The sequence below is a fragment of the Methylomonas sp. MK1 genome (assembly GCF_000365425.1).
Lineage (GTDB): Bacteria > Pseudomonadota > Gammaproteobacteria > Methylococcales > Methylomonadaceae > Methylomonas.
In genome coordinates, this window is record NZ_AQOV01000001.1 from 2,926,621 (window position 1) to 2,937,647 (window position 11,027).

The 11,027-nt window shown below is 51.1% G+C and carries 10 protein-coding genes; 6 read left to right on the forward strand and 4 right to left on the reverse strand.

Features of this window, described 5'->3' with window-relative positions:
- The 3 genes from glyS to G006_RS0113885 are packed head-to-tail and all read left to right on the forward strand — an operon-like array spanning position 1 to position 3,339.
- A complete protein-coding gene (gene glyS, locus G006_RS0113875; RefSeq protein WP_020483802.1) occupies positions 1 to 2,070 on the forward strand; it encodes a glycine--tRNA ligase subunit beta in 2,070 nt (689 codons plus the stop codon).
- Positions 2,067 to 2,609, forward strand: a complete 543-nt coding sequence (gmhB, locus tag G006_RS0113880; RefSeq protein ID WP_020483803.1) for a D-glycero-beta-D-manno-heptose 1,7-bisphosphate 7-phosphatase — start codon at positions 2,067 to 2,069, stop codon at positions 2,607 to 2,609. Before glyS ends, gmhB begins: the two co-directional genes overlap by 4 nt.
- Entirely contained in the window at positions 2,575 to 3,339 is a 765-nt protein-coding gene (locus tag G006_RS0113885; RefSeq protein ID WP_033193934.1) for a lysophospholipid acyltransferase family protein, read from the forward strand. Before gmhB ends, G006_RS0113885 begins: the two co-directional genes overlap by 35 nt.
- A gap of 384 nt (positions 3,340 to 3,723) precedes the next feature.
- Here the strand turns inward: G006_RS0113885 and G006_RS28875 are convergent, their stop codons facing one another.
- The 3 genes from G006_RS28875 to G006_RS29375 form a co-directional block, all read right to left on the reverse strand.
- Positions 3,724 to 3,861, reverse strand: a complete 138-nt coding sequence (locus tag G006_RS28875) for a hypothetical protein (protein ID WP_020483805.1) — start codon at positions 3,859 to 3,861, stop codon at positions 3,724 to 3,726.
- Between the two features lie 101 nt (positions 3,862 to 3,962).
- Positions 3,963 to 5,870, reverse strand: coding sequence for a DCC1-like thiol-disulfide oxidoreductase family protein (locus tag G006_RS0113895; RefSeq protein WP_020483806.1), 1,908 nt, complete (start codon positions 5,868 to 5,870; stop codon positions 3,963 to 3,965).
- A gap of 135 nt (positions 5,871 to 6,005) precedes the next feature.
- Positions 6,006 to 6,134 carry a hypothetical protein gene (locus G006_RS29375; RefSeq protein WP_020483807.1) on the reverse strand — a complete coding sequence of 43 codons (129 nt, stop codon included), beginning with the start codon at positions 6,132 to 6,134 and terminating at the stop codon, positions 6,006 to 6,008.
- A 235-nt stretch (positions 6,135 to 6,369) separates the two neighbouring features.
- Here G006_RS29375 and G006_RS0113905 point away from each other — a divergent pair, with 235 nt between their 5' ends.
- Positions 6,370 to 6,771, forward strand: a complete 402-nt coding sequence (locus G006_RS0113905) for a hypothetical protein (protein ID WP_020483808.1) — start codon at positions 6,370 to 6,372, stop codon at positions 6,769 to 6,771.
- Positions 6,772 to 6,825: 54 nt separating this feature from the next.
- Here the strand turns inward: G006_RS0113905 and G006_RS0113910 are convergent, their stop codons facing one another.
- On the reverse strand, positions 6,826 to 7,017 hold the full coding sequence (locus tag G006_RS0113910) for a DUF2970 domain-containing protein (RefSeq protein WP_020483809.1): 192 nt from the start codon (positions 7,015 to 7,017) through the stop codon (positions 6,826 to 6,828).
- 77 nt (positions 7,018 to 7,094) lie between these two features.
- Between G006_RS0113910 and metH the strand changes: the two genes are divergently transcribed.
- Together metH and G006_RS0113920 are read left to right on the forward strand one after the other, a co-directional pair.
- A complete protein-coding gene (gene metH, locus G006_RS0113915) occupies positions 7,095 to 10,766 on the forward strand; it encodes a methionine synthase (RefSeq protein WP_020483810.1) in 3,672 nt (1,223 codons plus the stop codon).
- A gap of 11 nt (positions 10,767 to 10,777) precedes the next feature.
- The gene (locus G006_RS0113920; protein WP_020483811.1) at positions 10,778 to 11,023 is read left to right on the forward strand and encodes a glutaredoxin family protein; all 246 of its coding nucleotides are present in this window, start codon (positions 10,778 to 10,780) and stop codon (positions 11,021 to 11,023) included.
- Positions 11,024 to 11,027 lie beyond the last annotated feature (4 nt).

Here is an 11,027-nt window from a genome sequence, read left to right on the forward strand (position 1 = left end):
ATGACCGAGACCAATCATTTATTGTTCGAACTAGGCTGCGAGGAGTTGCCCCCGAAGTCGTTGAAAAAACTCAGTCAAGCCTTGCTGGACAACATTCTGGCCGGCTTGCAGGAAGCCGGCTTGAGCTACGATCAAGGCCGGGCTTACGCTACGCCGCGCCGGTTGGCGGTATTGATCGACGATCTACAAACATTTCAGGCCGACAAGGTCGTGGAAAAACGCGGCCCGGCAATTCAGGCGGCGTACGGTCCCGACGGTTCACCGAGCAAGGCGGCACTGGGTTTTGCCGCCAGTTGTGGCGCCAGCTTTGACGAATTGGAAAAGCTGGAAACCGACAAAGGTGCTTGGTTAATCTATAAACAAGCAGTGAAAGGCCAAGCCACTGCCGAGTTGATCCCTGACATTATCCGCAAAAGCCTGGCCAATCTGCCGATTGCCAAACGTATGCGTTGGGGCGGTTTCGACGCTGAATTTGCCCGGCCGGTGCATTGGGCCGTTTTGCTGTTTGGTTCCGAAATTCTGATTACCGATATTCTCGGTCGCACTACCGGTCGCGTCACCCGTGGCCACCGCTTTCATTCGCCACTGGATTTGAGCATTGGCAGTCCGCACGAATATCTGGATATTCTGAAACAGCATGGCAAGGTGCTGGCCGACTTCGAAGAACGCATGACCATCATCCGCGATGCGGCGAATCAGGCGGCTAACAATGTTGGCGGTATTGCCCATATCGAAGACGATTTGTTGGAAGAAGTGGCAGCGCTCAACGAATGGCCGGTGCCGGTAGTCGGTAATTTCGACGCGCGTTTTCTGGAATTGCCGCAGGAAGTGTTGATCACTACCATGCAGTCTAACCAAAAATATTTCCCAGTGAAGAATGCGGCGGGCCGGCTGTTACCGCATTTCATTACTTTCGCCAATATCGAGAGCTCTAACCCTGACTCCATTCGTCAAGGTAACGAGCGCGTGGTGTTGCCACGCTTGGTTGACGCAGAGTTTTTCTGGAAACAGGATAGGAAACAGTCGCTGGCCGAGCGGGTTGAGAGCCTGAAAAGCATCGTCTTTCAAAAAGATCTGGGCACTTTGTTCGATAAAACCGAACGCGTCGCCAGCTTGGCGGCCTTGATCGCCGAGAAGTTGGGCGCCGATGTCGAATTAGCGAAGCGCGCCGCACTGTTGGCTAAAACCGATTTGATGACCAATATGGTCGGCGAATTTGCTAACCTGCAAGGTACGATGGGCCGTTATTACGCGGCGGCCGACGGTGAGCATGCCGACGTGGCGCTGGCCTTGGAAGAACATTATTATCCCAAGCAATCCGGCGGCGCGACCCCGAGCGGCCAAATCGGCCAGGTGTTGGCGCTGGCGGAAAAAATAGACACCCTGGCCGGTATTTTCAGCGCCGGCTTGATCCCAACCGGCGATAAAGATCCTTATGCCTTGCGTCGAGCCACGCTGGGCATCTTGCGGGTGCTGATCGAAAACGGTATCGCCTTGGATGTTGTGGAGCTGCTGGATGCGGCGCTGGATCAATTCAGTCACGACTTTAATAAAGTCGAAACCCGGCAGAAAGTGATCGGCTTTCTGTTCGACCGCTTAAAAGGGTATTGTCTGGATCAGGGCTACACTAGCCACGAATTCGAAGCGGTACTGGCTGTCAATCCGACCAGCCCCTTGGATTTTATGCTGCGTATTCGCGCCGTGCAAAGCTTTAGAGCCTTGCCGGAAGCGGAAAGCCTGGCCGCGGCCAACAAGCGCATCATCAATATTTTGAAAAAATCGGATCAAGCGCCTACGGAGACCATTGGCGCCCTGGTCGAAGCGGCCGAGAAAAACTTATTGGCGGCAGCCGAGCAATCGGAAACCGACATTTTGCCCTTGCTGGCAGAGCAGAATTATCCGCTGGCGTTGAGCCGTTTGGCGCAGTTGCGCGATAGCGTCGATGCGTTTTTCGATAAGGTAATGGTCAATACCGACGACGAAGCGTTGCGCAACAGCCGTTTGGCATTGCTGGCCAAATTGTCCAATCAATTCCTGAAAATTGCCGATATATCCAAATTGCAATCGTGACCGAGCGTTACGTTATTCTGGATCGGGACGGCACTATCAATGTCGATTCCGACGACTTTATCAAATCTCCCGAAGAATGGCTGCCGCTAGCCGGCAGCCTGGAAGCCATCGCGCTGTTGAATCGGCACGGTTACAAAGTCGTGGTGATCAGCAATCAGTCGGGGATTGCCAGAGGCTTGTTCGATTTGGCGATGTTGGAGGCGATACACGCCAAAATGCTGCGCTTGACAGCTGAGGCTGGCGGACGCATAGAAGCCATTTATTTTTGCCCACACGGCCCAAACGACATCTGCGACTGCCGCAAGCCCCTGGACGGACTGTTTCTGCGTTTTGCCGCCGAAATGGAAGCGGACTTGAGTCGGACTTTTGCAATTGGCGACTCCTTGCGCGATATTCAGGCCGCCGAGTCAGCCGGCGCCAAACCGATTTTGGTCAGAACCGGGAAAGGCGAAAAAACCGCTATTGATAATCCCCACCTCAACGTTCCTATTTTCGATAATCTTTATGACGCAGCCACACACATCGTCTCGACACGCTGATTTCAGAGTCTATTTAGGCTCGACATTGTTGTTCATATACATAGTATTCTCGACGCTGATTGTCGGAGTAGCCATCTTGGGCGGATTTTTTCTGCCGTTTCCGATGCGCTATAAAATCGCCGATATTTGGATCAACTGCCTGCTGTATATGCTGAAGTTGTGTTGCGGCTTAAGTTATAAAGTGGAAGGGCTGGAAAACATTCCGCGCGATAGCGCGGCGATTATTCTCAGCAAACATCAGTCGGCCTGGGAAACGGTGGCCTTGCGGCAATTTATTTCTCCGCAAACCGCGGTTCTGAAAAAATCGTTGCTGCAAATTCCATTCGGCGGCTGGGCGCTAGCTACATTAAAACCCATCGCCATAGACCGGCAAAATCAGAAAGAAGCGCTAAAAATGCTGATCGATCAAGGCATTCAGCGCTTGCAGGAAGGCTTGTTTGTGGTGGTGTTTCCTGAAGGAACCAGAGTGGCGCCGGGAGCGCATAAAAAATTTAACGCCGGTGGCTCCATGCTGGCGCAAAAATCCGGTTTTCCGGTGATCCCCTTAGCGCACAATGCCGGCGACTATTGGCCACGCAACAGCTTTTTGAAATATCCAGGGGTAATTAGGGTGAAGATTGGGCCGGCCATTAGCAGCATCGATAAAAAATCGAAAGATATAAATGCAGAGGCCGAGGCATGGATCAATAAAGCGATGCAGGAAATCGACGAGGAACGAACTGAGGGGTAAATCGAAATAGGATATTAAAACTTGACCCACAAAAAAGGCCCGCTTTCGCGGGCCTTTTTTTCAAGCTTAAAGATTAAAGCGCTACAGAAGTAGAGCTAGAAACTTTTTGTTTTGACGCATCTGGATCGTCCATGCAACCGCTCAGGCCAACAATCATCAGGGTCATAGCTAAAAGAGATAATACTTTTTTCATAACATCCTCCAAATAAAAGTTTTTTATATTTTTTCGTGTACTGAATCTAAACAAAAAATTAAGCACGGCGAGATTTAAACATGCCTAAGCAGTTTGGCGCAAACTAAATCTGTTTGGAGGAAAAAAATCTGGAATATAAGGCCCACTCGCGTGGGCCTTACTCAGGAAGGAATATCCTGCCAGGGCTAGGATTATTTAACCCCTGAACCTTGTTGGCTAGGTGAACCATAGCCTTTTGGTTTTGGATTGCCTTGGTCTGGGTCGTCCATGCAACCGCTCAAGCTTACAATCATCATCACCATAGCCAAGACAGAAAATACTTTTTTCATAACATCCTCCGATTTAAAGGTTTTTTATTTTTGTGTGTACTCAAATTCAAGCACGCAAAATTTATAGCATGACAAAACCGAGTATGCAATACCCTAGATGTTTACAAAATATCGATGTCTTTCGGCAGATTGATCTTTATGTCCTTTCCTGCCCACTGTACGGAGCCTATTGCTTGCCATTCTCCGGCCAAGTTGCTGTTCCTGAGGTCTTTTTCCCACTCAAACGGTGCTCGAATTCTCTTCATTTTGACGATAAATTGTGTGCTATCCAACTCTAAACCGGTCTTTTTTCCCCAGAACGCCGTAACTTTCATGATGAATTTTTTCAAACGCAGCTCGTCGATATTCGGCGTTACCGCAATGTTGGCCCACATGGAATGCACCCGTCCCCAATTCGGCGCCAACAGGCGGCCTTGCCGATCAACAAACGGTAACCATTGCTCTTCGCCGTTGGCATCCAAGTAGGTAATGGCCAGTAAACGGTCGTAGCCTTCGAAATGGTCGTGCAAATACAAGGCATGCGGAGTGATACCTAAAAACGTGTGAGACATCATTAAAACAGCATTGCTCATATCCGCCAGCATGCTGGTTATCGGCGACTGGCGGGTATCGACATGCAAGCGGTACAACAAGCCATAGTGAAAGCTGCTGTTGAACTGAAACAAGATCAATACCAGCAACACTTTGCTGATTTTGTGTACGCGACTTCTGGCGGGTAGTGCATGCTCCGCCTCGAAAATTCGTTCATAAAAGCTCGGCGGCAGGCTTTCGGCTGATGTAGGCAGACAACTCACATCGCACACCAGCCGCGCACGCGAATCGGCAATTGCCCGATAACGCCCGCATATCCACTGATAAAGCAGTGGTAGCTTCATGGCCCAGCCTATAATCGCTGTATAACGCATCGAGATTAAAATCTGCGCGTAAGTATCAACGCCGGCATAAACCCGCCCGTCACTATCCACCGCGTACAAATCAGTCAGTAGCCGCTCTTCGCCCAACTCGGCTAGGGCCGGATAATCGATTGCAAACACTTGTGCGGGTTTGAAATCGACACCGTGCAAAACGTCGAAATGATTCAGCGTCAAAACCGTGCGATTGCACAATGGGCATTGTTGGTCGTAAAACACCGTCAATAATGGCTGTTTGGCGCGTAGAAACCCACCAATTTTTCTATACCAGGCAAATGGCATCACCAAGGCGTAGAAAATCAGCATCCCCATTCCGAACGGGTAGATATTGAAGGATAGGGTAATGCCCAGATGTAAGGAAATTCCGATCAGAAAGTACAGCCGTCTAAACTGGCGGCGATGGAAAAACAACAGGAAAGTAAACTGGAACACGATAATGGTATAGCCGATGATTTTCTGCAGAATCTCGATATTTAACAGCCACGACAAATCCAGTGCTGACATGTAATACGGTATCGAAGACGGTAACCAGGCACCCAAGCCGTTGCGCCAATGTTCGGCAAACATCTTGTGGATCGCCGAATCAAAGTATAAAAATCCCAGACAAATCGCGACCGGCAGATAATAGGTCAATGCAGACACTTCTGGAGCCTGGTATTGAGAATAATGCACAAACGGGCGCAGCAATTTTTTTCTGAGGCTATCCACAGAGAAAGCCTGATCCATCGGCATGAAGATCAGAAAAAAATTGGCGCCGATCATGAACAAATCAAAGCCGCCGTCGAAATCGCGCTGCATCGGCGTGAAATTGACGAACAGCAACCAAAAAATGTAATTTGCAATACTGGCCGTCTGGCAGCGGTAGCCGATGACCAAGCAAAACGCCACCACCGCCCACAGCCACAGGAAGAACGGAATCATCGGAAATTCGACGTCCATGAACGGGATGGGATCGAATATCAAGTGGTTGAAATACAGCAGAAAGAACACTTCCTGCAGTGTCACCAACCCGAACAATAGTCTGAAAAGGCCTACGCCGGTAGCGGGTACTTTTTTGGAATAAAGAACATTTATTTTCTGAACTAACAGTTTGTACATAGCGGGTCGGCAGGTCAAAAGGCCACGGATTATAAGGTATTTAAACTAGGCATGCTTCAGGCAAAAAAAAAAGCGGCTACGGGATCTATCCGTAGCCGCTTTTTCCAGAAAAGCTTTGTAAGCGAGGGGTGTAGCTTACTCTTCGTCTTTAGGCTCAGCAAAAACCCATTTTACAAAGAAGTATCCTGCAGCGATGATAACCAGCGCTCCAATCATGCCCGACGGTTCTTTCAGCATTTCTGTTAAATCTAAGATCGCTCCCATGGGTGCCTCCTACCTTTAGTTAGTTGTTATAAAATGTGCCATGTCTTTGGCGGTCGAGCTTCATATGTTACTTTAGCCACCTTCAAAGTCAAGCGATTCATGGCTATCGGGGAAACATCCGACCGTAATTGCCATCCAGGCGGATTATGGTAGTATGCCCTCTCAACCAGATTTTTGAGAATTATAAAAATAGTTAACAGTTACAAGGGGAATAGAGATGATTGGTGGCGTAATAATGATTTTGACGGCAATCTGGGTTTATCAAACCCTGATAAAAGCCAAAACGGGTAATGTTCTGATGTGGGTAGCCGGCTGTGCAATAGTGTTCTTGGTCATTCAGGTGATGTTCTACAACATCAACATCATGATCATCGACGGTTTGGACGGTAAAGATGTCGGCGGCGAATATGATCGCGACCTGACCAGCGTCGGCGATAGAAAAACCCAGGAAGGCGCAGGCGGCTGGTTCATGCCGGTTTTCTTCGAATTACTGCCGCCGTTTGCCGGCGTACTGGCCGTGGCTTTGATTCGTTGTCAGTTTATTTTGAAACAAGCGTTGACTCCGGCCAATCTGTTCAGCGGTATCAAAGAGTTGTTCGTCAGCATCAAAAACAGCTTCAAAACCTCCAGCAACTAAAAGGCTGACTCCGAAGCCCAAGGCCGCTTGGGCTTCGTTATCGACTGAAATTCCTCAGCCGCCGGTAACTGCGGATACGATGCTGACTATCGTTAAAATAAACAACACAGTCACAATCAGCCCGACGACAATATAGGCAGGCAAAGAGCCATGCTGAAAATCAACCTCTCTGTTCTTATTGCTTTGCACGCCGATCACGGCGGCAATTACGCTTTTTACGACATGCAATAGACTGGGTTTAGACATGATTTCCCTCAAAAATTGGTTTGATAACAATACGGACTAGCCCACCCGTACATTCACCCTTGCGACCATCAGGCAGTATGAACAGCACACAAAGATTACACCAGTTATTATCTCAGCGGATTTTGTTTCTGGACGGTGCGATGGGCACCATGATACAGAGCTACAAATTGGAGGAGAAGGACTATCGCGGCGCTCGCTTCGCCGACTGGCCTGTCGATCTTAAGGGTAACAACGATTTATTATCGATTACTCAGCCGGAGGTAATCAAGGCCATTCACCGCGCTTATCTGGATGCCGGTTCGGATATTTTGGAAACCAATACTTTCAACTCCACCCGTATTGCGATGGCGGATTATCGGATGGAGGATCTGGCTTACGAGATTAACGTCGCCTCAGCCCGCGTTGCCAAACAGGCCGCCGAGGAAGTCAGTGCGCTAACGCCCGACAAACCGCGCTTCGTCGCCGGTGTACTGGGACCCACCAATCGCACCTCATCCATGTCCCCGGATGTCAATGATCCGGGCTTCCGTAACGTCACGTTTGATGATCTGGTCGCCGCATACAGCGAAGCGACTCAAGGCCTGATCGACGGCGGTGCCGACATCATCCTGATCGAAACCGTATTCGATACGCTGAATGCCAAAGCGGCGATTTTCGCGGTCGAACAGACTTTCGACAGACTCGGCTACAAACTGCCGGTGATGATCTCCGGCACAATCACCGACGCCTCCGGCCGCACGCTGTCCGGACAAACCGCTGCCGCATTCTGGTATTCCTTGAAGCACGTGCAACCGATCTCGATTGGCTTTAACTGTGCGTTGGGTGCCCAGGAACTGCGCCAGTACATAGAAGAACTGTCCAATATCGCCGACACCTACGTTTCCGCTCATCCTAATGCCGGCTTGCCGAACGAATTCGGCGAATACGACGAAACGCCGGAGCAAATGGCCGCCGAATTGGCCGACTGGGCCGCCAGCGGCTATCTGAACATCATCGGCGGTTGTTGCGGCACCTCGCCAGACACCATCCGTGCCATCGTCGCCGCGCTGCACAAATATCCGCCGCGCCGGATTCCGGAACTGGAAAAACGTTGCCATCTGGCTGGGCTGGAAGCGATGAGCATCGGTCCGGAGACTTTGTTCGTTAACGTCGGCGAGCGCACCAACGTCACCGGTTCGGCGATCTTCAAGAAAATGATCATCGAAGAACGCTACGAAGAAGCCTTGGAAGTTGCCAAGCAGCAGGTGGAAAACGGCGCACAGATTATCGACATCAACATGGACGAAGGCATGCTGGATTCGAAAGCCGCAATGGTGCGCTTTTTGAATCTGTTGGCAGCCGAGCCGGATATCGCAAAAGTACCGATCATGCTGGATTCCTCGAAATGGGAAATTCTGGAAGCCGGTCTGAAATGCATCCAGGGTAAGGGCGTCGTTAACTCGATCTCCATCAAGGAAGGCGAAGAAGCGTTTATCAAGCACGCCAAGCTGGTGCGGCGTTATGGTGCCGCTGTCATCGTGATGGCCTTCGATGAACAAGGCCAAGCCGATACCATGGCGCGCAAGGTGGAAATCTGCACCCGCGCCTACAAAATATTGACCGAACAAATCGGCTTCCCACCGGAAGACATCATCTTCGACCCTAATATCTTTGCAGTCGCCACTGGCATTGAGGAACACAACAATTACGGCGTCGATTTCATCGAAGCCACCCGCATCATCAAGCAGACTTTGCCGCACGCATTAATCTCCGGTGGTGTATCCAACGTGTCGTTCTCGTTCCGCGGCAACAACCTGGTGCGCGAAGCGATCCACGCGGTTTTCCTATACCACGCCGTACAAGCCGGCATGGACATGGGTATCGTCAACGCCGGTCAGCTGGCGATTTATGCCGATATTCCCGCCGAGCTGCGCGATACAGTGGAAGACGTGATCCTGAATCGCACTCCGGAAGGCACCGAAAAGCTGCTGGAAATCGCCGAGAAATATCGCGGTAGTGGCCAGGCGGCCAAGGTGGAAACACTGGAATGGCGCGAGTGGCCGGTCAGCAAGCGTTTGGAACACGCGCTGGTCAAAGGCATCGCCGATTACATCGAAGAAGATACCGAAGCGGCAAGGCTCGAAGCCGAAAAGCCGCTGCACGTCATCGAAGGCCCCTTGATGGACGGCATGAACGTGGTCGGCGATTTGTTCGGCGAAGGCAAGATGTTCCTGCCGCAAGTGGTGAAATCGGCGCGGGTCATGAAAAAAGCCGTTGCCTATCTGATGCCGTTCATGGATGCCGAGGTCGACGGCAGCGAACGGCAAACCAACGGCAAAGTGCTGATGGCCACCGTCAAGGGTGACGTACACGACATCGGCAAAAACATCGTCGGCGTGGTATTGCAATGCAATAATTATGAAGTCATCGATTTGGGCGTGATGGTGCCAGCCGAGACGATTCTGAAAACTGCCCGCGAGCAAAATGTCGATGTGATCGGCCTCAGCGGCCTGATCACGCCGTCGCTGGATGAAATGGTGCATGTCGCCAAGGAAATGCAGCGGCAAGGGTTCACGATTCCATTGATGATAGGCGGCGCGACGACTTCGCGCGCGCATACCGCCGTAAAAATCGAACCGCACTACCAGTCGCCGACCGTCTATGTCACCGATGCATCGCGCAGTGTCGGCGTGGTCAGCTCCCTGCTCAGCGACGATTTAAAAGCCGATTTCGTGGAAAAAACCCGTGCCGAGTATGAAGTGGTGCGCGAGCGTCACAAGGGGCGACACGCTAAGAATCCACAACATAATCTGGAAAAAGCCCGGCAGAACAAATTCAATTACGCCAGCCATCAGCCGGTTAAACCTAAGTTCCTCGGCACCAAAGTAGTCGATAATTTCCCGCTGGATACGCTGGTTTGGTACATCGACTGGACGCCGTTCTTCCAGACTTGGGAATTGTCCGGCAGCTATCCGGCCATTCTTAGCGATCACGTGGTTGGCGTCGAAGCCACCAAGCTATTCGAAGACGCTCAGGAGATGCTGAAACACCTGATTCGCGAGCAATGGTTGACAGCCAAGGCCGTCATAGGCTTCTTCCCGGCCAACAGCGACGGCGACGACATCGTGCTGTATACCGACGACACCCGCAGCCAGCCACGCGAAACGCTGCACCATTTGCGCCAGCAAAACGTCAAGGCGCCGGGTCGGCCAAACTACTGTCTTTCCGATTTCATCGCTCCGATCGGTAGCGGCATTGCCGACTATCTGGGAGGTTTCGCGGTGACGTCCGGTATCGGCATCGAAACCAAACTGGCCGAGTTCGAAAAAGATCATGATGACTACAGTTCGATTATGCTGAAAGCGTTAGCCGACCGTCTAGCCGAAGCCTTTGCGGAATACATGCACCAAGCTGTACGCCGCGATTACTGGGGCTATGCCGAAGATGAACAACACGACAACCATGCCCTAATCGAGGAAGCGTATCAAGGTATCCGTCCAGCGCCAGGCTATCCGGCCTGCCCGGACCACACCGAAAAAGCCAAGTTGTTCGAATTGCTGAATGTCACTGAAAACACCACTATCGAACTAACCGAAAACTTCGCAATGTATCCGACTGCGGCGGTTAGCGGTTGGTATTTCTCGCATCCGGACTCGCAGTATTTCAACGTCGGTAAGATCGATCAGGATCAGTTAGAGGACTACGCGCGGCGCAAAGGCCTGAAGATCGAAGTGGCAGAACGTTGGTTGGCGGCGCATTTAAACCATTAACCGCTAAAGTAATGACGGATTTTATCCTGTTCGGCACTGAAGGCTGTCATTTGTGCGAAGAGGCGGAAGCGTTATTGGTAGCCGCCGGGCTGGATTTTACCAGCAGGGACATTATGGACAACGAGCAATGGCAGGTGGAGTATGGTGTGTTGATTCCTGTGTTGTGGCACGCCCAAAGCCAAAATCAACTGAATTGGCCATTCGATAGCCTACAATTAAAAGCGTTTAGCACCGCCATCGATACAGTCGAATACTAGCCAG